The organism is Paractinoplanes brasiliensis, from assembly GCF_004362215.1.
Classification (GTDB): domain Bacteria; phylum Actinomycetota; class Actinomycetes; order Mycobacteriales; family Micromonosporaceae; genus Actinoplanes; species Actinoplanes brasiliensis.
In genome coordinates, this window is sequence record NZ_SNWR01000001.1 from 1,815,763 (window position 1) to 1,838,921 (window position 23,159).

Genomic DNA, 23,159 nt, shown 5'->3' on the forward strand with positions numbered 1-23,159 from the left:
ACCGCACCTCCGTTGTTCACGGGGTCCAGAGGCCGGTCGCCACGGCCTTGGTCAGCGACGCGTTGGCGTCATCGCCGTCGAGCGACCACATCATGGCGCCGCCCAGGCCCTTGGCCCGGATGTAGAGCGCCTTCTCGAGCATCATCGCCGGGTCGTCGTACGTCCAGAAGGTCTTGCCGTCGAACAGCCAGGAGTGACCGGCCTTGAGGTCGCGGTAGACCTTGAAGCCGGGCAGGTTCTTGACGGTCTTGTAGTCCTCGGTGCCGGCCGCGAACACGCCCGGTGCCGGGCCGGTGGCCGGGGCGAACAGGCCGTTCCCGGGCGCGGTGATGCCGGTCCAGCCCTGGCTGTAGTAGGGCAGGCCGAGCACCAGCTTCCTGCGCGGCGCGCCGACGGAGATCCACTTGTTGATGGCGACCTCGGACGAGAAGTCGGGGTTGTCCGGGGCGCCCTTCGGCACGAAGATCGCCGACTGCTGGTTGGTGCGGGACTCCCAGGAGCCGTGGAAGTCGTAGCCCTGCACCGTGGCGAAGTCGAGGTACTTGAAGATCTCGCCCTCGAAGCCGGCGTCGACCTTGACCGGCGAGGCTGGCAGGAACGCCGTCAGGTCATAGCGCTTCTTCGTCGTGCGCGAGAGGGCGTCCAGCTGCTTGCGGAACTCCGCCGTCAGCAGCGTGAAGTTCTGCTTGTCCTCGGGCCGGATGACGTTGCCGGCCTCGCCCTCGGAACCCGGCCACTCCCAGTCGAGGTCGACGCCGTCGAGGATGCCGGCGGCCACCCCGGCGGGCAGGCCGGGCAGGTTGCCCTTGATCCACAGGTCGACGCAGGACGAGACGAGCTTCTTGCGGGACGCGTCGGTGAGGGCCGCGTCCGAGAAGTACTTCGAGCCGGTCCAGCCGCCGAGCGAGATCAGCACGCGCAGCTTCGGGTTCTTGGCCTTCAGTTCCTTGATCTGGTTGAGGTTGCCCGCGATCGGCTGGCCCTCGACGTCGGCGACCCCGTCGACGCTGTTCTCGGCCGAGAACGGGGTCTGCCAGTCCGCCCAGGCGTCGGCCGACGCGCAGACGCCGTCCGCGGTGACCGGGCCGAACGCGTAGTTGATGTGGGTGAGCCGGGCCGCGGCGCCGGACTTCTGCACCTTGGCCAGCTGGAAGTCGCGGCCGTAGATGCCCCACTGGGTGAAGTAGCCGACCTTGACGTACGGCTTGACCGTCGCCTGTGCGGGTGTCGCGGCGAACGTCGACGCCACCGCGGCCACGGCCGCCACGGCGACGAGGCGCCGGGTAGTAACGCGCATGAGCCCTCCAGGGCCGAAAACGTTGAAGAAAGTTTCCTAATCGAGGAAGCTAAACGTCTCGAACCCTGGAGGCAATGCCTTCAGTCGTGTTTCGGACGGCGGGTGGGGTGGTGGACGTAGGAAGCAGTCAGCGCAGATGGGAAGTCTCGTTGACGGAACGCACCGCTATGTTCCCATCGGGCCACACATCCATCGTGGAGATTCCGGCCGCATCGAGGAACAGCCGATGCAGGAAGGCGTCGGAAGCGGCGAGCGCATCACGCAGGATGAGCTTGATCGGCGACACGTGGGAAACCACAACCACAACCCCACCCCCGTACGAGGAAAGCACCGTCGCCATCGCGCCACGCACCCGCTTGGCGGCCGCCTGGAACGACTCCCCGCCCGGCGGAGCGACGCTGGTCGAGCCGAGCCACGCGGTCATCTCGTCCGGCCAGCGCTCCTGCACCTCGGCGAAGGTCAGGCCCTCCCACAGCCCGAAATCCACTTCGATCAGGTCGTCCACGATCGTCACCGGCACCGCGCCGACCTCGTCCGAGATGCGCTCGGCGGTGCGCACGCAGCGGGTCAGCGGCGAACTGACGACGGCCGTGACGTCACGCGCGAGCCCCGCCACCCGGCCCCCCGCCGCCATCGCCTGGGCCTCGCCCTGCTCCGACAGCGGAATGTCACCGCGACCCGAGTAACGACCTTCTTGCGTGTAAGCCGTCTCGCCGTGCCGCACGAGGATCAGGCGCGTGGCGTTCTCGAGCGACGGCGGCGCCCACGACCTCGGCGCGGTGGGTGTGATCACCTCGCGCTCGGCGCGGTCGGCCACCGGTTTGCCCGCGGCCTCGTCCATGGCCCGGTTGGCCAGGGCGTCCGCGGCCTTGTTGCGCTCCCGCGGGATCCACTCGAAGGTCACCTGGCCGAACCGGGCCACCCACTGAGCGGCCTCGGCGGCGAGCGGCCGCAGCCCGGCGTTCTTGATCTGCCAGCGGCCGGACATCTGCTCGACCACGAGCTTGGAGTCCATCCGCACCTCGACCTCGGTGGCGCCCAGCTCGTGGGCCGCCTTCAGCCCCTCGACCAGGCCGGTGTACTCGGCCACGTTGTTCGTCGTGACGCCGAGCGAGCCCTGCCGTTCGAGCAGCACCTGGCCGTCGGTGTCGCGCACCACCGAGCCGTAGCCGGCCGGACCCGGATTGCCCCGGGACCCGCCGTCGGCCTCGACAACAACCCTCACAGACCCGATTCCTTCGTACGGACCATGATGCGCCGGCACTCCTCGCAGCGGACCACCTCGTCGGGGCCGGCCGCCTTGACCCGGGCCAGGTCGGCGCCGTACAGCTCGATGCGGCAGCCCCCACAGCGGCCGGACTGGAACAGCGCCGCCCCCAGGCCCGAGTCGAGCCGGATCTTGTCGTAGAGCGCGACCAGGTCGGCCGGCAGGTCGGCGGCCAGCGGACCCCGGGAGGAGTTCTTGAACTCCTGCTCCTTGGTGATCTCGGCGTACGCCTCGTCGCGCCGGCGCTCGGCCTCGTTGCGACGCCCGACAGCGGCGTCGATGCGCTGCTGCACCTCGGCCAGGGTGGCGTCGGCGGTCTCCTTCTGCTCCATCAGCTCGAGCTCGGCGTCCTCCAGCTCGGACTGGCGGCGGTTGAGCGTGGCCAGCTCGTGCTGCAGGCCCTCGATCTCGCGCAGCGCGCCACCGGCCTCGAGCCGGGACTGGTCGCGCTCCTTGCGGATCCGGACCTGCTCGATGTCCTTCTCGAAACGGCTGATGTCGCGCTCGAGGTCGTCCACGGCGACCTGGGCCCGGGCCCGCTCGTCCTCGAGCGCGGAGATCTCCCGTACGACGGCGTCGATCTCGGCCAGCTCGGGCAGCGACTTACGCCGGTGCGCGAGCTGGGCCAGGGCAGTGTCGACGGCTTGCAGGTCGAGCAGTCGGCGCTGGGCTTCCGGCGAGGCCTTCACGGCAGGGGCTCCTTCTTTTCGGGGTCTTTCCTGGCGTGCACGGTCCAGGGATCCGTGTCCAGATCGGACACGATGGCTTCGACGCCGAGCTCGTCGCGCAGCCACGCCGCGACGTCGTCGAGCCACGGACGTTCGGTGGCCCAGTGGGCGACGTCGAGCAGGGCGGGGCCCTGGGCGGCGAGATGTTCGCTCGCCGGGTGGTGGCGAAGATCGGCGCAGAGGTACGCGTCGACGCCGGCCCGGGTCGCGTCGGCCAGGAACGAGTCGCCCGCGCCGCCGCAGACCGCCATCGTGCGGACGACTCGGGAGGGGGCACCCGCGGCCCGCACGCCGGCCGCCGTGGCGGGCAGCCGGGTGGCCACGAAGCCGGTGAGCTCGGCCAGGTCCATCGGCTCGGCCAGCGCGCCGATGCGGCCGATGCCCCGGCCCTCGCCCTCGGCGGCGCCGGTGGCCGGCACGAGGGGGCGCAGGTCGCGCAGGCCCAGGCGCGCGGCGAGCGCGTCGGAGACACCCGGGTTGGCCACGTCCGCGTTGGTGTGGGCGCAGTGCAGCGCGATGTCGTGGCGGATGAGCCGGTGGATGATGCGGCCCTTGTAGGTGTCGGGGGCGACCGACGAGACCGGTTTCAGCAGCAGCGGGTGGTGGGCCACGATCAGGTCGGCCCGCTCGTCGAGCGCCTGCTCGACCGTCTCGGGCACGCAGTCGACCACGCAGAGGACGCGCCGGACCGGGTGCTCGAAGTCGCCGAGCACCATGCCGACGCGATCCCACGACTCGGCCCAGGCCCGCGGGTAGCGCCGGTCGAGGGCGTCGACCACGTCGAGGACGGTGGGTGCGGCGGCAGTGTCGGTCACGGCCGCCAACTCTATCGGGCTTCCGCCGCGGAATCGGCGGGACCGGCCTAGGCTCGTTCCACCTGGCCGCTGCTGCTCATGCTGACCGGGTTGCTGATCGTCTGGAGCGCGCGCCGCCAGGGGAACTGGCTCCGGAAACGGTCGGTCTGGCCGGGGTTGCCGAGCCGGCAGACGTCCTCGCCGTAGAGCACGTGCACCCCCCAGTCGCGGAGCTTGGCCAGGCTCTCGTGCAGCGCGGGATGCAGAGCCATGACCCGGTTCGTGTACGGGACGACGGCCGTCGGCACGCCGTAGCCGTAGCCCTCGACCAGCAGGCCGAGGACCAGGGTGTCGGTGATCCCGGCGGCCCATTTGTTCACCGTGTTGACCGTGGCCGGCGCGACGATCATCGCGTCCGCCGCGGGCAGCACATCAGGGTCGCCGGGGCTCTTGTAATAGGTGCGTACCGGGTGGCCGGTCTGGGCCTGCAGCGCCGGCACGTCGACGAACTTGCGTCCGTCGGGTGTCGTGATCACGCAGACGTCCCAGCCCTCCGCCTGGGCCAGGCCGACCAGGATGCCGACGTCACGGGCCATGGGCGAGCCGCAGACCAGGACGTACAGCACACCGGGCGCGGGGTTACCAGTCGTCACGTGCTGACCCACCTCATACGCCGACTCCCATCTGCTCGGCCAGCTCCGCTATGGGAGCCGGCGGAGTGCCCCGCGTCCGGCGGAGCACGTCGGAAAGAACCTCGTGCGCGAGCGGCCGGCAGCGGATCTCGGACGGGGCGAGCCGGTCGCCCTCGAGCAGCATCTCGCTCGCCTTCTCGACGTTGCCGATCTGCGTGTAGCCGCGCGCGATGTCCAGGAAGTGGTGCGCCCGGCGTTCCGGCAGCATCGCGTTGAAGCCGACCACGTCGATCTTCTCGTGCGTCTCGACCGCGGTGCGGCCGTCGCCCAGCTCGACCGCGGTGGCGCAGCGGTGCAGCTGCACGTTGGTCGGGCCGAAGCTGGTCCAGTAGTGGTTGTAGTCGCCGCCCAGCTCGAGCGAGGCCTGTTCGGCGCCGCAGAGCAGGTCGCGCACGGTGGCGCTGTCGCCGATGCGTGCCGCCGCCATCGCCCCGTTGAGCAGCAACATGCCGTACACCGACAGGCGCTCGCCCTTGTGCGCCGGCTCGTGCGTGGGCGCGAGCCGGTTCGCGATGTTGACGTTGACCTCGAGCGCGGGCCGGACCCGGCCCAGCGCCAGCAGCGCGCTGCCCACCCGATAGCTCGCCAGCCCGGCCAGGAGCTGGTCGCCGGCCCGTTGCGACACGGCGATCGAGCGGTCGGCGGCCAGCCAGCTCAGCTCGTGCTCGCCGACCTTGCGCAGCGCGGACGACGCGATCTGGTAGACCTGGCCCAGCAGGTGGGCCGCCTCCTTGGCCTCCGAACCGGTCGCGTACGCGCTGTCCGCCGCCTGGGCGTCACGCAGCAGCTTGGGCAGGGTGCGGGCCAGCACGCCGTACTTGGCGTGCTGATAGGTCAGCCAGGCGTGGCTGACCGCTTTACGCATCTCGGCGAGCGGCGGCGAATGTGGCACCGCTTGGAAGAACGCACTCATCTGGTCATAACGCTCCAGAGCGGCGCGAATCTCCTCAACCTCGACCTGATCGATGCAGTTCTGCGTTTCCGGCCGGCGCTCCACGTCCTTGCCCAGCAACAGCTGGACGTCGACCTGAAGAACGTCGGCGATCTCGTAGACGACGGAGAACTTGTCGAGCCGGCGGACCCCCCGCTCCACCTTGTCGACCCAGCTCTTGGACTTTCCCAGCCGGTCCGCGAAGACCTGCTGGGACATCTTGCGTCGACCGCGCCAATAGGCGACGCGGCGGCCGATCGGCAGCTCGTCCACGGTGCCTCCCCCAGCTCACCGGCGACCCCCGCCGGCGAGCCCTTGTGTCAACTGCAGTGTGATCGCTCCACGTCCGTGCACGTCGCACAGCGTGTGTGATCGCCTGCTCACCGATGCTCGTAGTTTTTGTGGCAACTTGCAAAGGGTGGATCTGCCGGAACCAACGAGGTGTGTCGCCCTTGGATACGGCGCACCTGGCTGATATAGCACCGGAAACCAGAATCGGGGGTTGTCGAGCCATGCAGTGGAGCGTTCGCCGGCCGTTCGTACCGCCGGTGGCCCTCGATCGGCTCCGGTTGCGCCGGGCCGCGCTCCGCCTCGCCGCGCACGGATGGGCCGTCACACCGGGCGCACGCCTGAGCGGCCACCGCTTCGACTGCGGACGGCCGGGCTGCCCGATCACGGCATGCCACCCGGCACTCGAGTCCTGGGAGGACACCGCGAGCACCGACCCGGCCCAGGTGCGGGCGTGGTGGCGGCACGAGCCGTACAGCCTGCTGCTGGTCACCGGGCGCCGCTTCGACGCGATCGAGGTGCCGGCCGCGCTCGGCCTGCGGGTGCTCGGCGCCGTACGGCTCAACCGGCGCGGCGACGCCCGCGGGCCGGTCACCGTCACCGCCGCCGGCCGCTGGAGTTTCCTGGTCGAACCCGGGGCGCCGCTGCGTTCCGAACTGGACCATCGGCTCGACGTGGTGCGGCACGGGCTCGGCTCGTGGATCCCGGCCGCGCCGAGCCGGATGCTCGAAGGGCCGGCCCGCTGGGCGGTGACCCCCGAGCAGGCCCAGTGGCGCCTGCCCGGCGCCGAGACGGTGCAGCAGCTGATGACCGACGCGCTCGGCACCGTGCGGGAACGTCAGCTCACCGTCCCCCGCCAGCTGTCGACCGCCCGCCGGGGTGGATGACGCGTTGTCGGTCTGCATGTCGAGTGACAACGTAGTGCCCCGGAGCGTGACGGTCGAGTCACTCAAACGGATGACGCGCTCTTCGGACGTGCCCGTACGTGGATCCGGGCGCCCTGCGCGTCGAAGATGGACAGGAACTCGACCGGCCGTCCCTCCGCGCTGCCGAACCAGTGCGGCACCCGGGTGTCGAACTCGGCGGCCTCGCCCGGCGGCAGCACCAGGTCGTGCTCGCCGAGCACCAGGCGCAGCCGGCCGCTGAGCACGTACAGCCACTCGTACCCCTCGTGCGTCTTGGGGTGGGGCGTCTGCCGCTCCCCGGCCGGGATGAGGTGCTTGAAGGCCTGCGGGCCGCCCGGGTTGCGGGTCAGCGGCAGGATCGTCTGACCGAACCGCTGGATCGGGCGCGCGTACACCCGCGGGTCACCGGTCTGCGGCGCGCCGACCAGTTCGTCGAGCGGCACCCGATAGGCCTGGGCCAGCGGCATCAGCAGCTCGAGGGTCGCCTTGCGCTGCCCCGACTCGAGCCGCGAGAGGGTGCTCACCGAGATGCCGGTCGTGTCGGCCAGCGCGGTCAGCGTGATCCCGGCGTCCTTCCGCAGCGAGCGCAGGCGCGGACCGACCTCCGCCAGGAAGTCTTTTGCTGTCATGGCAAAGAAGTTTCCCCCTTTCCGCCAAACGTGGCCACCATGGGTACATGACATACGACGTGATCGTTATCGGGGGCGGACCGGCCGGGCTGAGCGGCGCGGTGGCCCTGGGACGGGCGCTGCGCTCGGTGCTGGTGATCGACTCCGGCGCGGGCCGGAACGCGCCCGCCGAGGGCATCCACAACTTCCTGACCCGCGACGGGATGACCCCGGCGGAGTTCCGCGCGGCCGGGCGGGCCGAGGTCGAGCGGTACGGCGGGACGGTGGTCGACGGCGAGGTCGCGACGGCCGCACCCGGGTTCGAGGTCACCCTGACCGACGGCGCCGTGCACCGGGCACGGCGGTTGCTGGTCACCACAGGGCTGACCGACGTGCTGCCCGACGTGCCGGGGCTGGCCGAGGGCTGGGGCTCGACCGTGCTGCACTGCCCCTACTGCCACGGCTACGAGGTGCGCGGCCGGGCGATCGGCGTGCTCGGGACGCCCGGCGAGGAGATGACCGAGCACCGGCTGCGGCTGTGGGGTCAGTGGAGCCCCGACGTACGCCTGCTGCCGCTCGACGAGGTCGCGGCGGTCGAGCCGGGCGGCGTACGGATGAAGGACGGCGCCCTGATCGAGCGGGAATACCTGGTCGTGGGCACGCAGCTGCGGGCGCGGGCCGGGTTCCTGGAGTCCCTCGGGCTCAAGGCCGCCGAGCACCCGATGGGCATCGGCACCTATGTTCCGGCGATCGACCCCAGCGGGCGTACGGAGGTGCCCGGGGTCTGGGTGGCCGGCAACGTCACCGATCCGATGGCTCAGGTGATCACGTCGGCGGCCGCCGGGCTGACGGCGGGCGCGATGATCAACGCTGACCTGCTGCCGCCAGCTCCCGATAAGCAGTGATCACGGCGGCCGTACGTTCGGCCAGCTCGGGGCCCGCGTCGGCCGCCAAGGCCCCGGGCCGGTCGGCCAGCCCGGCCAGCACCAGCTCGGCCTGCCGCGCGGTCTCACCGATCTCGCGCTCCCGCAGGAACGCCTCGCCCGCCAGCGCCGCCCGGTCCAGGCTGCGCAGGATGCGATTGGCCTGCTCCCCGGTCTCACGCCACAACTCGGCGGCGCGCTCGCGCTGAGCCGCGAGGGCCAGCACGGCGGGGCTGTCGGCGGGGACGCCCCGGTCACCCACTTCTTCGAGCCCGGCGCGGAGCCGGCGCAGTTCCTGCCGGCGCACCAGCACTGCGCCCAGGTCGTCGAGGGCCCGGGTCAGCGCGACATCCGCCGTCTCCGGGTCGATCATGCCGGGAAGACCGGGCCACGTACGTCGGATCCGGCGCGAGACACCGGCGGCGCGCCGGAAGACGGCTCGTTCCTGCTCGGTCAGCAGCACGCGGCCGCTCTCGCCGCAGCCGCCCTCGCCCCGGCGGCTCCTGCTACGGCCGCCTTCGCCGCGGCCGCTCTTGCTGCGGCCACCCTCGCCTCGGCCGCTCCTGCTGCGGCCACCCTCGCCTCGGCCGGCCTCGCCGCGGCCGCCGTCGCTGGTGGGGAGCTCGAAGCTTGCCACCTGGGCGGCGCGGGCCTGGTGCCGCCAGACTGTGGCGACGGTCGCGACCGAGGCGGCGAACGGCAGCCACCAGGGCAGACCGGCGGCGTAGAGCGCGGCCGAGACGAAGATCAGAGGAAGGCTGAGGCGGGCGGCGAAGGCCAGCCGGGCCTCGCGGGTCACGCCGGACGGGGTCAGCGGGACGACCTCGATGACGGAGCCGGCGCGATGCCGGACCGCGCGCCCGGTGCGCAGCCTGAGGGCGTACGGGGAAATGACGGTTTTTTCGTCATCCATGCCGATGTGCAACTCTGACGGCATGCGCCCGCCCTCCGAGATCTTCGAACGTGTATGCCGCGGGCAGGGCGGGCCCGATCGCCGGGGGGATGCCGACCGGGGCCCGCCCGCCGGCGGGACAACCCGCCGGCACCAGTAGGAATCGGTGCTCGCGGCACCCGGTTGAGAAACGCCCGGTTGCAGGTCGGGTGTGCCTCGGATGAGGCGGGCGCCGTGGGCCCGCACGGCCCGGACGGCCCTGGTCGACGGCTCTGACAGGCCTGGCCACCGGCTCTGACCGGCCTGGCCACCGGCTCTGACGGCCATGGTCGACGGCTCTGACGGGCCTGGTCGACGGCTCTGACGGGCCGAGCGCCGGGCGCTCGGGGAGATGGACGAGCCGGGCGTGCGGACACCGGAGACGGTCCGCACCGTACGCGACGACCGGCTCGACGGATCCTGGCCGCGCGCCTCGCTCAGGCGCCCGCCCGCCGTCGCCCAAAACTGTCAGAGGGTCACCCTAAGTTCTCCCCCATGAATGACACCGCCCTCCAGTCCTCCCCGATCACCCTCGACCGCCGTCTGCTGCTCGGCGAGATCGACTACCAGGTCACCGCCTTCCCGACCGACGACCACCGCATCGATCTCTGCATCGTGAGCAGCGACGGCGACGGTCACGTGGTGAGCGAGATCAGCGGCGGCATCGCGCCGGCCGACCTGCCCGCGCTCACCGATGTCCTCACCTCCACCCTGGCCGGCCTGATCGCGATGACCCGGGCCCGGCCGGCCCCGGCCCCCGCCGGCCTGCCGCCCGACCGGCGTGAGCGCCACCCCAACCAGGGCGTCCGCTGGACGCCGGCTGACGACGAGCGCCTCGTCGAGCGTTACCGGGCCGGCGCCCGGCGGCGCGACCTCATGGCCGAGTTCGGGCGCAGCAGCGGCGGCATCCAGGCCCGGCTCGAACATCTCGGTGAGATCCCGCCCGGTGGCCGTCGGCGGCCCCCGGGCGAGAACACCGGCGACCAGCCGGCCGACGGGCCCATCGGCTGACAGGAGTGGGGCCGAGCGCGTCCCGTGCGCCCGGCCCCACGTCATCACCACCGCGCCCGGGAGCGATCGCCGGCCAACGGCCGCTCCCGGCGGGGTGGCACACCGGGGCCGCGCCGGTCACCGGCGGGCGTGTTGCCCGTGACCGGCCGCCCGGCCCTGGCGCGACTTCCTCGGCGTGCCCGCCGTTGCCCTGCACCTGCCCGGTCCCTGCGCTGCCCACCGCCGCCAGCAGACCTTGGCACGGACCGGCCCGTTGCCTACGGCTGACCGCTACCCGCGCTGCCCACCGCCACCAGCAGACCTTCGCGCGGACCGGCCCGTTGCCTACGGCTGACCGCTACCCGCGCTGCCCACCGCCACCAGCAGACCTTGGCGCGGACCGGCCAGGCAGGCCTCGACCCTCAGGACCTGCCCCTGGGTGAACATGTACATCGCCACGTCGTCGGTGTAGTCCATGAAGTTCATCCACATGTCGCCGTTCGGCCCGTTGTTGCAGGTGATCGACGGGAAGGTCGGCGTCCCGAAGTTCTGGCCGGCCTGGTTCGGCGTGTCGGACACGAAATCGCTGCCGCTGCAGCCCGTGCCGTCGTCGCCGCCGATGTGGAACAGGTTGAGCCAGTGCCCGATCTCGTGGGTGGTGGTGCGCCCGAGGTCGAACGGCGCGGACGCCGTGCCGGTGGTGCCGAACCCGGTATAGGTGATCACCACGCCGTCGGTGTCGGCCGGCCCGCCCGGGAACTGGGCATAGCCCAGCAGCCCGCCGGAAAGCCGGCACACCCAGATGTTGAGGTAACGGTCGGCGGGCCAGGCATCGGCGGCACCCTGCGCGGCAAACTTCACGGCGTCGTTGCTGGAGAACGCCCGCACGTCGGTCCGCCGCCGGGTGACGCCCGTGGTGGGGTTGCCGTCCGGGTCGAGGCTCGCCCGGCGGAACTCGATCCGCGCGTCGCCCACCAGGCCCTGCCACACCGTGGGCACGTTCTTGATGTCCGGGTTGGCGGCCCGGAAGTCCTCGTTGAGCACGGCGATCTGGCTGTCGATCTGCTCCTCCGAGAGATCCTGCTCGTCGTTGGCGTGCACGATGTGGACCACCACGTCGATGGTCAGCACGTCGGGCCGCGACGGCTGTTCCTGCCCCGTGGCGAAGGCGAAGGCAAGGTTCTCGATGGCGGCCCGGTTCAGCCGATAGTTCAAGCTCTCGTTCAGCATGCGACGGTGCACGTCCTCGGTGCCGCAGCGGCGCCGGGCCGGGGTCTCGACGATGTCGGCGTTGTCCATCGTGCTCTCCTCCTCGCGCTATTTACGGATCCTCAGCACCTGCGCGTCGTGCGCGACAATCCGCAACGTCCGGCTTCCGGCGTCGCCCCGCACCCTTACGCCGTCCCCCTCCGCCGCCTCCCAGCTGCCCCGGCTCGGCACGGCCCGGTCGGCCGGTCCCGCCGTGTACTCGACGAAGCCGCCGCCCGGCCGGAACTCCAGACTGGGCCGCGGCGCCCGGCTGGGCGGGAACGGATAGTCGCCCGGGCGGTAGACGGCCTGGTCGTCGGTGTCCTCCTCGAAGGAGCGGTACCAGCGCTGAAAAAGGTCCGGGGAGATGTCGGGCATCGTTGCGTCTCGACCGCCTGTCGTGATGCTGAAATTCGTGGTGGTGCCCGCAGACTGGCAGCGTCATCGCAGGCCGGCGACCCTCGGTCCTCGATCCGACAGGCCCCGCCCCCGGTTCGGAACGTTCGTCCGATGACCCCTGCCTACGCGGCCGCGCGAGCTCACCCGATGAGCCTGCGATTGCCCGCGAGGTCCTACCGCCGAAGGCCGTCCCGCCGAGATCGCTACAACGTTGTGCGCCCCATGCTGCGCATAGCGTTCATCAAGGCGACGGCCGTGGTCGAGGACAGCAGCCGGGGGTCGAAATCCTCGGTCTCCTGGAATTGCCGCAGCACGGAGTTCACCTCCGGCGAGGTCGTGGGGACGTAGCCCATCGTCCAGTCCGGGAAATCGCGGACGTCGATATCGTGGACCGAGACCAGGGCGACGTTCCCGTGCCGCGGATCCGCCGCGATGCGGCCGAACGTGGCAGTGACCTCCTCCCGGCCGCCTTCCAGGCATTGCAGGAAGAACTTCCGGTTGAACAGCAGGACACCGGTCAGACAATTACGTTCGTTGTTGCTCCGTGCCGTATCCAGGATCGCCTCGACACCTCCGGGGCCGAGCTCCCGCTTCTCGCTGAAGTAGATCAGTCGCGACATCGTCATGGTCCGACGCTAAGCTCCGACGGCCCGCGTCCGCAGGCCAAGCCGAGGGTCCACGGACGAAGGCCGACACTCCCACCCCAAGAGGCGCGACAGCGCCCTTTCCGCGCTGGTCGCCCTGGTGGGCGCGGTAGGTTTCGAACCTACGACCCCTCGCTTGTAAGGCGAGTGCTCTCCCACTGAGCTACGCGCCCGGTGTGAAACCGGAACCGACATCCTACCTAAAGGTCAGCCAGCGCCGCCCGCCAGGGTTTCTGGTCTCGGGGCTCGCCGGGGCTCAGCATCTCGGCGAAGCGGATGATGCCGGCGCTGTCGATGAGGAACGTGCCGCGGTTGGCCATGCCGCCGCCGGAGTTGAAGACGCCGTACGACTGGGCGACCGCCCCGTGCGGCCAGAAGTCGGCGAGCAGCGGGAAGTCGAAGCCTTCCTGCATCGCCCACACCTTGTGGCTGTAGACGGAGTCGACGCTGACCGCCAGGACCTGCACGGTGTCGTTCTGGTAGTCGGGGAGGCGGTCGCGGATCTCGGCGAGTTCGCCCTGGCACGTGCCGGTGAACGTGAAGGGGTAGAAGACCAGCAGGACGGCTTTGCGGCCGTGGAAGTCGGCCAGGCGTACGGGCTGGTTGTTTTGGTCTTTCAGGGCGAAATCGGGCGCGGGGGCGCCGACCGGGACCGTCATGCGGACAACCCTAACCGGACCGGCACCCGCGGGACGCCGGTCGGGCTGGGGACGCAGTGAGCTACTTCTTCTTGTTGCCCTTGGGGGAGACCAACCGGGCGCCGGTCCAGTCCTTGCCCGCGTTGACCGTCGAGGTCTGCTGCAGGCCCGCGGTGGGGGCCGACTCGCTGATCTCGCTCGGTTCGACGTGGTTGTCCCGGCCGGCTTTGGGGGTCAGCAGCCACACCACGCCGTTGTCGGCGAGGGGGCCCAGGGCGTCGGTGAGGATCTCGAAAAGGTCACCGTCCCCGTCGCGGTACCACAGCAGCACCGCGTCGACGACTTCATCGGTGTCTTCGTCGACCAACTCGCCGACGCGTTCGGTCAGGGTGTCACGAAGATCCTCGTCTACGTCGTCGTCGTAGCCCATCTCCATGACCACCATGTTCGGCTCGAAGCCGAACCGGTCCGCCAGGCTGCGTACGCCGTCGGCCTGACCAGCGGTCGCGCTCACTGTCTAAGTCCTCCTAGCCGTCGAGTTACCAAAACCTGGGGGTAGTCCACACACTCCGGGCTCTCGGCGCAAGTGGCGCACCGGGTGTGTGGCAATTTACCGCGCCAGCAGGGCGCGGGCACCCTGTGTGATGGCATCCTCCCCCACCAGCACATGCTGTGCGGCCGGACCCAGCGGAATCAGTGAGTCGGCCGAGGCGATTCGCCTGGCCGCGCCCACGAAACCGCCGTCCACCAGGGCCGCGAGCACGCCCTCGCCGACGCCTCCGGAGCGGCGGGTCTCGTCGACGATCAGGACCCGGCCGGTCGCGCCGGCCTCACGGACCAGGTCGTTGACGGGAAGCGGATTCAACCAGCGGAGGTCCACCACTCGGGATCCGTAGCCCTGCTCGGCGAGCTGGGCGGCAACACGCAGCGACATCCGGAGCCCGTTGCCGTACGTGATGATGGTGAGGTCTTGGGCGTTGCCGAGCGGGTAGGTGCGGGCGCGCCCGATCGGCACGTGCTCGGTGGTCCAGGCGCCGGGTCCGCTGTACGGGGCGAGCCACTCGTTGTCACCCTGCTGATAGAGGTCGCGGGTGTGGTAGAGCGCGATCGGCTCGAGGAACACGCAGACGCTGCCGTCGGACGCCGCCGAGGCCAGGCAGGAGCGCAGCATGGGCGCGGCGTCGCTGGGCCGGCTGGGCACGGCCAGGACCAGGCCGGGAATGTCGCGTAGGACGGCGAGCGAGTTGTCGTTGTGGAAGTGCCCGCCGAACGTCTGCTGGTAGGCCAGCCCGGCCACCCGTACGACCATGGGGTTGCGATAGGCCCCGGAGGAGAAGAACGACATCGTGGCCGCCTCACCCCGCAGCTGGTCCTCCGCATTGTGGAGATAGGCCAGGTATTGGATCTCGGGGACGGGGAGCATGCCGTCGAGACCGGCGCCCAGAGCCAGCCCGAGGATCGTGGTCTCGTCGAGCAGGGTGTCGAAGACCCGTTCGTCGCCGAAGCGTTCCTGCAGGTGCTTGGTGACCCCGTAGACGCCGCCCTTGCGGCCCACGTCCTCGCCGAAGACGAGCACGCCGGGGTCGTACGCCAGCGCGTCGGTGAGTGTTGCGTTGATGGTCTGCGCCAGCGTGAGCGGCCCGGACTGCTCGGGCAGTTTGCCGCCGAACGCCCGGGAGCGGGCCGCCGCGCCGGGCCCGAGTGCGCGGGTGGCGACCTCGGTGATCATGTGGGCGGCGCGCAGCGGGCGGCGCGGGGCGAGCGGGGCGACGATCTCGGCCACGTTGGCGAGCTTGGGTTCGCCCAGCACCTCCTCGGCGACCTTGCGCACCTGCCAGCCGACCTCGTCGTAGCGGGCGATCACCTCGTCCGGCCCGAGCAGCCCGGCCTCGACGAGCAGGCGCGCGGTGGCGATCAGCGGGTCCCGCTCCAGGTCACGGCTGATCTCGTCGGCCGTCCGGTAGGCCACCTCGGCGTCGGCGCCGGCATGACCCATCAGCCGTACGGTCGACAGGTGCAGCACGGCGGGCCGGCGCTCGCGGCGCACGTAGCCCACGGCCTCGATCGCCGCGTCGTAGGTGGTCGTCAGGTCGCAGCCGTCGGCCGCCGAGTACCGCAGGCCGGGCCGGGACTGCAGCATGGCCGCCAGCCAGCCGTCGGGTGTGGGCACGCTGATGCCCAGCCCGTTGTCCTCACAGATCAACAGCAACGGCAGCGGTACGCCGGTGTGCTCGAACCAGCCCGCCGAGTTGAGAGCGGCCGTGGCCGTCGCGTGGTTGACCGAGGCGTCGCCGAACGAGGCCACGGCGATGGCGTCGCGGGGCCATCGGCTGTCGGGGCGCGGCCGGGCCAGCGAGAAGGCCAGCCCGACCGCCCGGGGCAGGTGCGACGCCACCGTGGAGGTGGTCGGGACGATGTTGGCCTCGGCGCTGCCGAAGACCTTGTGCCGGCCCCCGGCGATGGGCTCGTGGGCCGAGGCGACCACGCCGCGCAGCACGTCGCGGGCCGCGTCGGGCAGGCTCTTGGCGCGGGCGGCGAAGAACGCGGCCGAGCGGTAGTGCAGCAGGGCCGGGTCGGTGGGCAGCAGCGCCGCGGCCACGGCGGCGTTGCCCTCGTGGCCGGACGATCCGATCGTGTAGAAGCCCTCGTTGAAGCTGCGCAGCCAGCGGGCCGCGAGGTCGAGGTGGCGGCTGGCCAGCTGGGCGTCGAACAGCTCGAGGGCGCGGGCGCCGGTGAGGGTGGAGCCGTCGCGGACGGCGTCGCCGGGTGCGCGGCGGGCCTCCGGAAGCGCGAGGCCCGACACAGCGTCCCTGAATCGCTCGTCGAGGTTCTGCGGGGTGGTCACCTGACCAGCATTGCCCACCCGGGCGAAGCCCGCCATGCCGGAAACCGGCGATCATCGGGTCGTCGGGGCGTGACCTGGGACGGGCTGGCAGACTCGGTTCATGCGTACCGAAGTGATCACGATCCGGACCGGGTCGCGTCCCGTGGTGCGGGACATCACGCGCGAGGCCGAGCGGTTCGCCGAGTCCGAAGGGGACGGGCTGCTGCACGTGTTCGTGCCGCACGCCACGGCCGGGCTGGCGATCATCGAGACCGGGGCGGGTTCGGACGACGATCTGCTGGCCGCGATCGACCAACTGCTGCCGGCCGAGGACAGGTGGCGGCACCGGCACGGCTCGAAGGGGCACGGGCGCGACCACGTGCTGCCGGCCTGGATCCCCCCGTACGCGTCGCTGCCCGTGATCGGCGGCCGGATCGCCCTGGGCACGTGGCAGTCGATCTGCCTCGTGGACACCAACGGAGACAATCCGGAACGCCAAGTAAGGTTCAGCTTTCTGCCCGGCTAGAAAGTTACTGGTCAGTACGTGTGTCGCGGATCGCGTACCCGGACGGTAGGCGTGACGATGCGCACGGCTAAGGGGCAGGATGGAGACATAACCCGCGCGACTCACACAATGGGCCGCTCGGTCCGACACCCGACCAAGAGGAATGCCTGTGGCCACGGAGCGCAAGCGCCCGGTGATCAGCGACGGCCTGCCGAGCCAGCTTCCGGACATCGACCCCGAGGAAACGAACGAATGGGTCGAGTCGCTCGACGGAGTCATCGACGAACGCGGCGCCAAGAGAGCCCGTTACGTTATGTTGCGCCTGCTCGAGCGGGCCCGGGAGCGTCAGGTCGGCGTTCCGCCGCTGACCTCGACGGACTACATCAACACGATCCCGCCGGAGCAGGAACCCTGGTTCCCCGGCGACGAGTTCGTGGAGCGCCGGATCCGGGCCTACATCCGCTGGAACGCCGCGATGCTGGTGCACCGCGCCCAGCGGCCCGAGATCGGCGTGGGCGGGCACATCTCGACGTACGCGTCGAGCGCCAGCCTCTACGAGGTCGGGATGAACCACTTCTTCCGGGGCAAGGACCACCCGGGTGGCGGCGACCACATCTTCTATCAGGGCCACGCCTCCCCCGGCATGTACGCGCGGGCCTTCCTCGAGGGCCGGCTCAGCGAGAACGACCTCGACGGGTTCCGCCAGGAGCTGTCCCACCCCGGCGGCGGCCTGCCGTCGTACCCGCACCCGCGGCTGATGCCGAACTTCTGGGAGTTCCCGACGGTCAGCATGGGCCTGGGCCCGCTGAACGCGATCTACCAGGCGCGGTACAACCGCTACCTGCACAACCGGGGCATCAAGGACACCAGTCAGCAGCGCGTGTGGGCGTTCCTGGGCGACGGCGAGATGGACGAGGTCGAGTCGCTCGGCGCGATCGGCCTGGCCGCCCGTGAGGAGCTCGACAACCTCACCTTCGTGATCAACTGCAACCTGCAGCGCCTCGACGGCCCCGTACGGGGAAACGGCAAGGTGATCCAGGAACTGGAGTCGTTCTTCCGCGGCGCCGGCTGGAACGTCATCAAGGTCGTCTGGGGCCGCGAGTGGGACCCGCTGCTGGCCGCCGACACCGACGGCGCGCTCGTCAACCTGATGAACGTCACGCCCGACGGCGACTACCAGACCTACAAGGGCGAGTCCGGGGCGTACGTACGGGAGAACTTCTTCGGACGTGACCCGCGCACCCGCAAGCTGGTCGAGCACATGAGCGACGACGAGGTCTGGAACCTCAAACGCGGCGGTCACGACTACAAGAAGCTGTACGCGGCGTACAAGGCGGCCACCGAGCACACCGGCCAGCCGACCGTGATCCTCGCCAAGACGATCAAGGGCTGGACCCTGGGCTCGCACTTCGAGGCCCGCAACGCCACCCACCAGATGAAGAAGCTCACGCTTGACGACCTCAAGGGCTTCCGCGACCGGCTCTACCTCGACATCAGCGACAAGCAGCTCGAGGACAACCCGTACCTCCCGCCGTACTACCACCCCGGCGAGAAGTCCGACGAGATGCAGTACATGCTCGAGCGCCGCCGTGAGCTGGGCGGATCCATCCCGACCCGGCGCACCAAGGGCAAGGTGCTGCGGATCCCCGAGTCGAAGGCGTTCGGCGACGTCAAGCGGGGCAGCGGCAAGCAGAAGATCGCCACCACGATGGCGTTCGTCCGCCTGCTGAAAGACCTCATGAAGGACAAGGAGTTCGGCGCCCGCTGGGTCCCGATCATCCCGGACGAGGCCCGTACGTTCGGCATGGACTCGCTCTTCCCGACCAAGAAGATCTACTCGCCGCACGGCCAGACCTACACCTCGGTCGACCGCGAGCTCTTCCTGTCGTACAAGGAAGCGACCAACGGCCAGATCCTGCACGAGGGGATCAACGAGGCCGGGTCGACCGCGAGCTTCATCGCCGCCGGCACCTCGTACGCCACGCACGACGAGCCGATGATCCCGCTGTACATCTTCTACTCGATGTTCGGGTTCCAGCGCACGGCCGACGAACTGTGGGCGGCGGCCGACCAGATGACCCGGGGCTTCCTGCTCGGGGCCACCGCGGGGCGCACCACGCTCAACGGTGAGGGCCTGCAGCACGAGGACGGCCACTCGCTGCTGATCGCGGCGACGAACCCGGCTGTGGTCGCCTACGACCCGGCGTTCGCGTTCGAGATCGCGCACATCGTCGAGGACGGCCTGCACCGGATGTACGGCGAGAAGCAGGAGAACGTCTTCTACTACCTCACCGTCTACAACGAGCCGGCCGTGCAGCCCGCCGAACCCGCCGAGGTCGACCGGGAGGGCCTGCTCAAGGGCATCTACCGGTACGCGGCGGCGCCCGAGGCGAACGGTCCGAAGGCGCAGCTGCTGGCGTCCGGCACCGGCATGGCCTGGGCCCTGAAGGCGCAGACGCTGCTCGCCCAGGACTGGGGCGTGAGCGCCGACGTCTGGTCGGTCACCTCGTGGACCGAGCTGCGCCGCGACGCGATCGAGGCCGAGGAGCACAACCTGCTGCACGCCGGCGATCAGCCGCGCAAGCCGTACATCCAGCAGAAGCTGGAGGGCACGGAGGGCCCGGTCGTCGCGGTCAGCGACTTCATGCGGGCGGTGCCCGACCTGATCGCCCGCTGGGTGCCGAACGACTACACGTCGCTGGGCACCGACGGATTCGGCATGAGCGACACCCGGCACGCCCTGCGGCGTCACTTCCACGTCGACGCCGAGTCGGTCGTCGTCGCCACGCTGCGCCAGCTCGCGCTGGGCGGCAAGGTGCCGTCGCACGTGCCGGCCGAGGCGGCCAAGAAGTACGCGATCGACGACGTGAACGCGGCTCCGGTCGGCGAGACCGGCGGCGACAGCTGAGCAACTGGGCAAACCGCCGGATCCGCTCGAAAGCGGGCGGATCCGGCGTCTACGTCTCAGCTCGTCCCTCGCCCCGCCGATAAGGCTAGGTGGGACGGAACAGCCGTGGGATGCAGATCAGTCACAAGCTCCTCGCCCTGGGCCTCGGCGGGGTGATCGGGACGGCCGCCGTGCTGGTGCTCGTGGGCGCCGGGGAGAGCGGCAGCTTCGCCGCAGGAACCGAGCGCGAGGTGGTGGCGCAGAACGCCGCCTCCCTGGAACGCACCACGGCCGACGTGACGACCCTGGTGCAGTCGGTCGGCGACGAGGTGCAGAACAGCGTCAACGTCAGCATGCGCGCGGCCGCCGAGCTGCTGGCGCAGCGCGGCGGCGCCCGCTTCTCCGACGAGACGACCACGTGGACGGCCACCAACCAGGTGACCCAGGCCAAGACCTCGGTACGCCTTCCCCGGCTCACCGTGGACGGCACGTGGCTCGGGCGCAACGACGACTTCAAGGTGACGACCCCGTTCGTCGACGACGCGGCGAAGCTGTCCAGTTCGGTGATCACCGTGTTCCAGCGGATGAACGCCGCCGGCGACCTGCTGCGGGTCGGCACGACCGTGAAGGCCGCCAACGGCGCCCGCGCGATCGGCACGTACATCCCCGCGACCGGCCCGGACGGCAAGCCCAACACGGTCGCGGCCGCGATCAAGGCGGGCAAGCCGTACCGGGGCGTGGCCCAGGTGGTCGGCACCCCGTACGTCTCGGCCTACGACCCTGTCAAGAACGCGGCGGGCGAGGTCATCGGCGCCCTGTACGCCGGCATCCCGCAGACCGAGGCGCTGGCCAACCTGACCGAGGCGGTCGAGGCGGGTGAGGTCGGCGCGAACGGCTGGCTCACCGTCTTCAGCACCGCGGCCGCCGACCAGGGCCGGGTCGTCGCCTCCAACACCCGGACCGCGACGGGCAGTGCCGACCTCGAGTCGACCGATGCCGCCGGCGCCGAGTGGGTCAAGGAGCTGGTGGCCAAGGCGCCCACGCTCACCGAGGGACAGACCTGGACCACCAAGTACCAGCTGCCCGGTTCGGGCGGCGCCGAGGCCGGGCCGACCACCACGACGGTCGCCTTCTACGCGCCGTACTCCTGGGCCATCGTGGTCGGCGGGTACGACAACGACGCGGCCGGCCCGGTCAACACGGTCCGCGACGGGCGTTCGGAAATGCTCTGGACCCTCGTCGTGGCGGCGGTGCTGCTGACGCTGATCGGCGGCATCATCGCGGGCGTGCTGGCCCGGCGCATCTCGCGCCGCCTGGCCGGGCTGACCGGGGGGCTGTCCCGGCTGGCCGAGCGCGATCTGACGGTGACCGTGCCGGTCCACGGCACCGACGAGATCGCCACGGCGTCGGCCGCCCTCAACACGGCAGCCGGGCAACTGCGTACGGTGATGATCGAGGTCACCACCGCGTCGCAGGAGGTGACCTCGACCGCCGGGCACGTGGCCGCGACCGGCGGCGAGCTGGCCGGCTCGGCCGAGGCGGCGTCGAGCCGCGCGGGCGCGGTCAACCACGCCGCCGAGAGCGTCTCGACCGTGGTGCAGACCGTGGCCGCGGGCGCCGAGGAGATGGGCGCCTCGATCCGCGAGATCTCGAGCAACGCGCAGGACGCGGCGGACGCCGGCCGCGACGGCGTGGGCCTGACCGCGACCGCCGCCGGCGTGATCGGCGAGCTGCGCAACTCCACCACCAAGATCGCTGACGTGGTGCGGCTGATCGCCGGCATCGCCGAGCAGACCAACCTGCTGGCGCTGAACGCGACCATCGAGGCGGCCCGGGCCGGCGAGACCGGCAAGGGCTTCGCCGTGGTCGCCAACGAGGTCAAGGAGCTGGCCCAGGAGACGGCGCGGGCCACCGAGGACGTGACCGCGCGGGTCGCAGCGATCGAGAACGACACCACCCGGGCGGTCGACGCCATCGAGGCCATCACGGCCCGGATCGCGCAGGTCAACGACTATCAGACGGCGATCGCGGCGGCGGTCGAGGAGCAGGCCGCGACGACCGCCGAGATGGCCCGCAACATTTCCGAGGTGGCGTCGGGCAGCCGGGACATCGCCGAGGGCATCGGGGTGGTCAGCGGCGCCGTGGAGGGCACCCGCGCCTCGGTGTCGGTGTCGCATCAGGCCGCCGACGAGCTGAACTCCACCGCGCGACGGCTGACCACGCTGGTGAACCGGTTCACCGTGTAGGCGTACGGCGGCGCCGGGACGCACGTTAAGTGTTCGTTCGAATGCGTTCCGGAGTATGGACCGGTGGTGCGAGATTTCCGTAAGCTGCCCCCGTGGGTGGCAACGGGGCCTTCCCGAGAGATCGGTGATCCTCTAATCTCCGAGGAAATACGCCCCATCAGGAGGCCGGATGGCCGTCGCTCACGGAGTCCCCGTCCTCGCCACGCCGGTCGAACCCGTTCGCCGGTCGTGGATCGGGTTGTTGTTCGCGGCCAACCTGGGGCTCTGGATGGCGTACTTCACGCCGATCCAGGTGCTCCTGCCCGAGCAGGTCGCCGAGATCACGCCGGACAGCAAAGAGCTGTGGCTGGGCGTCGTCACCGGCATCGGCGCGGTCGTGGCCATTGTGGTCAACCCCCTGGCGGGCGCGCTCTCCGACCGTACGAGGATCAAGCTCTTCGGACGCCCGTACGGGCGAAGGCATGTCTGGACGCTGGCCGGGTGCATCCTGTCGGTGCTGTCGATCGCGGTGCTGGCCGAGGCGTCCAACCTGCTCACGGTGATCGTGGCCTGGTGCTTCGTGACGGTCGGCATCAACGTCATGCTGGCCTCGCTGACCGCCGCCGTGCCCGACCGGGTGCCGATCGCGCAGCGCGGGCTGGTGTCCGGCTGGATCGGCATGCCGCAGGCGCTCGGCCTGGTCATGGGGGCCATCCTGGTCACGGCCGTGTTCACCGACATCGGCACCGGCTACATCGCGCTCGGGCTCGGGCTGGTCGTGCTGGCCGTGCCGTTCGCCCTGCTCACCAAGGACGACCCGCTGCCGCCGGGCACCAAGGTCCGGGCCCGCTGGAAGATCGACCTGCGTGGGCACCCCGACTACATGTGGGCCTGGGGCACCCGGTTCCTGGTGCAGCTGGGCAACGCGCTGGGCACGCTGTACCTGCTCTACTTCCTCGACGACGCGGTCGGGCTGGACGACCCGGACACCGGCCTGCTCTACATGATCCTGCTCTACACGGTAGGCATGATCAGCACCGCCATGATCGGCGGCTGGCTCTCCGACCGGGTCGGCCGACGCAAGATCTTCGTGATCTGGTCGGGCGTGCTGATCGCGATCGCCGCCACCCTGCTGGCGATCTGGCCCACCTGGACGATCTCGCTGGTCGCGGCGTTCCTGTTCGGCATGGGTTTCGGCGTCTACCTGGCCGTCGACACCGCGCTGATCACCCAGGTGCTGCCCAGCCAGGCCGACCGGGCCAAGGACCTGGGCGTGATCAACATCGCCAGCGCCGCCCCGCAGGCGCTCGGCCCGTTGCTGGCCGCCCCCATCGTGACCAGCCTGGGCGGCTACCCCGCCCTGTTCGGCGCCACCGCGCTGGTCAGTCTGGTCGGGGCCGTGGCGGTGGTGAAAATCCGCTCGGTGCCCTAGGTA

At 70.7% G+C, this 23,159-nt stretch carries 21 protein-coding genes and 1 tRNA gene; 7 read left to right on the forward strand and 15 right to left on the reverse strand.

Going from position 1 to position 23,159, the window contains the following annotated elements; translation table 11 throughout:
• Window positions 1-16: 16 nt before the first annotated feature.
• The 6 genes from C8E87_RS07790 to C8E87_RS07815 form a co-directional block, all read right to left on the reverse strand.
• Complete coding sequence (locus C8E87_RS07790) at window positions 17-1,297, reverse strand: glycoside hydrolase family 18 protein (RefSeq protein WP_133872457.1); 1,281 nt, start codon at window positions 1,295-1,297, stop codon at window positions 17-19.
• Window positions 1,298-1,424: 127 nt separating this feature from the next.
• Window positions 1,425-2,522, reverse strand: a complete 1,098-nt coding sequence (locus C8E87_RS07795; RefSeq protein WP_133872458.1) for a bifunctional RNase H/acid phosphatase — start codon at window positions 2,520-2,522, stop codon at window positions 1,425-1,427.
• Window positions 2,519-3,253 carry a zinc ribbon domain-containing protein gene (locus C8E87_RS07800; RefSeq protein WP_133872459.1) on the reverse strand — a complete coding sequence of 245 codons (735 nt, stop codon included), beginning with the start codon at window positions 3,251-3,253 and terminating at the stop codon, window positions 2,519-2,521. The genes C8E87_RS07795 and C8E87_RS07800 overlap by 4 nt, the downstream gene beginning before the upstream one ends.
• A complete protein-coding gene (locus tag C8E87_RS07805) occupies window positions 3,250-4,107 on the reverse strand; it encodes a Nif3-like dinuclear metal center hexameric protein (protein ID WP_133872460.1) in 858 nt (285 codons plus the stop codon). The genes C8E87_RS07800 and C8E87_RS07805 overlap by 4 nt, the downstream gene beginning before the upstream one ends.
• A 47-nt stretch (window positions 4,108-4,154) precedes the next feature.
• Window positions 4,155-4,682, reverse strand: a complete 528-nt coding sequence (locus C8E87_RS07810) for a flavoprotein (RefSeq protein WP_239080684.1) — start codon at window positions 4,680-4,682, stop codon at window positions 4,155-4,157.
• A 70-nt stretch (window positions 4,683-4,752) separates the two neighbouring features.
• The gene (locus tag C8E87_RS07815; protein ID WP_133872462.1) at window positions 4,753-5,982 is read right to left on the reverse strand and encodes a helix-turn-helix domain-containing protein; all 1,230 of its coding nucleotides are present in this window, start codon (window positions 5,980-5,982) and stop codon (window positions 4,753-4,755) included.
• A gap of 239 nt (window positions 5,983-6,221) precedes the next feature.
• On the opposite strand from C8E87_RS07815, the gene C8E87_RS07820 reads away from it, so the two are divergent.
• Window positions 6,222-6,884: a bifunctional DNA primase/polymerase gene (locus tag C8E87_RS07820; protein WP_133872463.1), complete on the forward strand. Its 663-nt coding sequence runs from the start codon at window positions 6,222-6,224 to the stop codon at window positions 6,882-6,884.
• Window positions 6,885-6,946: 62 nt separating this feature from the next.
• Here C8E87_RS07820 and C8E87_RS07825 read toward each other — a convergent pair whose 3' ends face one another.
• On the reverse strand, window positions 6,947-7,531 hold the full coding sequence (locus C8E87_RS07825) for a helix-turn-helix domain-containing protein (RefSeq protein ID WP_133872464.1): 585 nt from the start codon (window positions 7,529-7,531) through the stop codon (window positions 6,947-6,949).
• A gap of 47 nt (window positions 7,532-7,578) precedes the next feature.
• On the opposite strand from C8E87_RS07825, the gene C8E87_RS07830 reads away from it, so the two are divergent.
• Window positions 7,579-8,415: an NAD(P)/FAD-dependent oxidoreductase gene (locus C8E87_RS07830; RefSeq protein ID WP_133872465.1), complete on the forward strand. Its 837-nt coding sequence runs from the start codon at window positions 7,579-7,581 to the stop codon at window positions 8,413-8,415.
• Here C8E87_RS07830 and C8E87_RS07835 read toward each other — a convergent pair.
• The gene (locus C8E87_RS07835; protein WP_133872466.1) at window positions 8,375-9,346 is read right to left on the reverse strand and encodes a hypothetical protein; all 972 of its coding nucleotides are present in this window, start codon (window positions 9,344-9,346) and stop codon (window positions 8,375-8,377) included. The genes C8E87_RS07830 and C8E87_RS07835 overlap by 41 nt on opposite strands.
• Before the next feature lie 513 nt (window positions 9,347-9,859).
• Between C8E87_RS07835 and C8E87_RS07840 the strand changes: the two genes are divergently transcribed.
• Window positions 9,860-10,375: a hypothetical protein gene (locus C8E87_RS07840; protein WP_133872467.1), complete on the forward strand. Its 516-nt coding sequence runs from the start codon at window positions 9,860-9,862 to the stop codon at window positions 10,373-10,375.
• Between the two features lie 324 nt (window positions 10,376-10,699).
• Here C8E87_RS07840 and C8E87_RS07845 read toward each other — a convergent pair whose 3' ends face one another.
• The 7 genes from C8E87_RS07845 to C8E87_RS07875 all read right to left on the reverse strand — a co-directional run bounded on the left by C8E87_RS07845 (window position 10,700) and on the right by C8E87_RS07875 (window position 16,164).
• The gene (locus tag C8E87_RS07845) at window positions 10,700-11,653 is read right to left on the reverse strand and encodes a zinc metalloprotease (protein ID WP_133872468.1); all 954 of its coding nucleotides are present in this window, start codon (window positions 11,651-11,653) and stop codon (window positions 10,700-10,702) included.
• Window positions 11,654-11,671: 18 nt separating this feature from the next.
• Window positions 11,672-11,980: a hypothetical protein gene (locus C8E87_RS07850; protein WP_133872469.1), complete on the reverse strand. Its 309-nt coding sequence runs from the start codon at window positions 11,978-11,980 to the stop codon at window positions 11,672-11,674.
• A gap of 224 nt (window positions 11,981-12,204) precedes the next feature.
• Window positions 12,205-12,627 (reverse strand): BLUF domain-containing protein, encoded by a 423-nt coding sequence (locus C8E87_RS07855; RefSeq protein WP_133872470.1) that lies wholly within the window; start codon window positions 12,625-12,627, stop codon window positions 12,205-12,207.
• A gap of 116 nt (window positions 12,628-12,743) precedes the next feature.
• A tRNA-Val gene (locus C8E87_RS07860) sits at window positions 12,744-12,818 on the reverse strand.
• Window positions 12,819-12,845: 27 nt separating this feature from the next.
• Window positions 12,846-13,304, reverse strand: coding sequence for a peroxiredoxin (locus tag C8E87_RS07865; protein WP_133872471.1), 459 nt, complete (start codon window positions 13,302-13,304; stop codon window positions 12,846-12,848).
• A 61-nt stretch (window positions 13,305-13,365) separates the two neighbouring features.
• Entirely contained in the window at window positions 13,366-13,797 is a 432-nt protein-coding gene (locus tag C8E87_RS07870; protein WP_133872472.1) for a DUF3052 domain-containing protein, read from the reverse strand.
• Between the two features lie 96 nt (window positions 13,798-13,893).
• Window positions 13,894-16,164: a thiamine pyrophosphate-dependent enzyme gene (locus C8E87_RS07875; protein ID WP_133872473.1), complete on the reverse strand. Its 2,271-nt coding sequence runs from the start codon at window positions 16,162-16,164 to the stop codon at window positions 13,894-13,896.
• A gap of 64 nt (window positions 16,165-16,228) precedes the next feature.
• On the opposite strand from C8E87_RS07875, the gene C8E87_RS07880 reads away from it, so the two are divergent.
• The 4 genes from C8E87_RS07880 to C8E87_RS07895 all read left to right on the forward strand — a co-directional run bounded on the left by C8E87_RS07880 (window position 16,229) and on the right by C8E87_RS07895 (window position 23,156).
• Window positions 16,229-16,633 (forward strand): YjbQ family protein, encoded by a 405-nt coding sequence (locus C8E87_RS07880; protein ID WP_133872474.1) that lies wholly within the window; start codon window positions 16,229-16,231, stop codon window positions 16,631-16,633.
• Window positions 16,634-16,781: 148 nt separating this feature from the next.
• Entirely contained in the window at window positions 16,782-19,520 is a 2,739-nt protein-coding gene (aceE, locus tag C8E87_RS07885) for a pyruvate dehydrogenase (acetyl-transferring), homodimeric type (RefSeq protein ID WP_133872475.1), read from the forward strand.
• Window positions 19,521-19,630: 110 nt separating this feature from the next.
• Complete coding sequence (locus tag C8E87_RS07890; protein WP_133872476.1) at window positions 19,631-21,745, forward strand: methyl-accepting chemotaxis protein; 2,115 nt, start codon at window positions 19,631-19,633, stop codon at window positions 21,743-21,745.
• 169 nt (window positions 21,746-21,914) lie between these two features.
• Complete coding sequence (locus tag C8E87_RS07895; protein WP_133872477.1) at window positions 21,915-23,156, forward strand: MFS transporter; 1,242 nt, start codon at window positions 21,915-21,917, stop codon at window positions 23,154-23,156.
• The last annotated feature ends 3 nt before the right edge of the window (window positions 23,157-23,159 follow it).

Bases quoted from the DNA above. Each gene is read 5' to 3' on its own strand.
- C8E87_RS07790 (WP_133872457.1), bottom strand. From the start codon at position 1,297: ATGCGCGTTACTACCCGGCGCCTCGTCGCCGTGGCGGCCGTGGCCGCG.
- C8E87_RS07810 (WP_239080684.1), bottom strand. From the start codon at position 4,682: ATGGCCCGTGACGTCGGCATCCTGGTCGGCCTGGCCCAGGCGGAGGGC.
- C8E87_RS07820 (WP_133872463.1), top strand. From the start codon at position 6,222: ATGCAGTGGAGCGTTCGCCGGCCGTTCGTACCGCCGGTGGCCCTCGAT.
- C8E87_RS07825 (WP_133872464.1), bottom strand. From the start codon at position 7,531: ATGACAGCAAAAGACTTCCTGGCGGAGGTCGGTCCGCGCCTGCGCTCG.
- C8E87_RS07830 (WP_133872465.1), top strand. From the start codon at position 7,579: ATGACATACGACGTGATCGTTATCGGGGGCGGACCGGCCGGGCTGAGC.
- C8E87_RS07835 (WP_133872466.1), bottom strand. From the start codon at position 9,346: ATGGATGACGAAAAAACCGTCATTTCCCCGTACGCCCTCAGGCTGCGC.
- C8E87_RS07840 (WP_133872467.1), top strand. From the start codon at position 9,860: ATGAATGACACCGCCCTCCAGTCCTCCCCGATCACCCTCGACCGCCGT.
- C8E87_RS07845 (WP_133872468.1), bottom strand. From the start codon at position 11,653: ATGGACAACGCCGACATCGTCGAGACCCCGGCCCGGCGCCGCTGCGGC.
- C8E87_RS07850 (WP_133872469.1), bottom strand. From the start codon at position 11,980: ATGCCCGACATCTCCCCGGACCTTTTTCAGCGCTGGTACCGCTCCTTC.
- C8E87_RS07855 (WP_133872470.1), bottom strand. From the start codon at position 12,627: ATGACGATGTCGCGACTGATCTACTTCAGCGAGAAGCGGGAGCTCGGC.
- C8E87_RS07865 (WP_133872471.1), bottom strand. From the start codon at position 13,304: ATGACGGTCCCGGTCGGCGCCCCCGCGCCCGATTTCGCCCTGAAAGAC.
- C8E87_RS07875 (WP_133872473.1), bottom strand. From the start codon at position 16,164: ATGGCGGGCTTCGCCCGGGTGGGCAATGCTGGTCAGGTGACCACCCCG.
- C8E87_RS07880 (WP_133872474.1), top strand. From the start codon at position 16,229: ATGCGTACCGAAGTGATCACGATCCGGACCGGGTCGCGTCCCGTGGTG.
- C8E87_RS07890 (WP_133872476.1), top strand. From the start codon at position 19,631: ATGCAGATCAGTCACAAGCTCCTCGCCCTGGGCCTCGGCGGGGTGATC.
- C8E87_RS07895 (WP_133872477.1), top strand. From the start codon at position 21,915: ATGGCCGTCGCTCACGGAGTCCCCGTCCTCGCCACGCCGGTCGAACCC.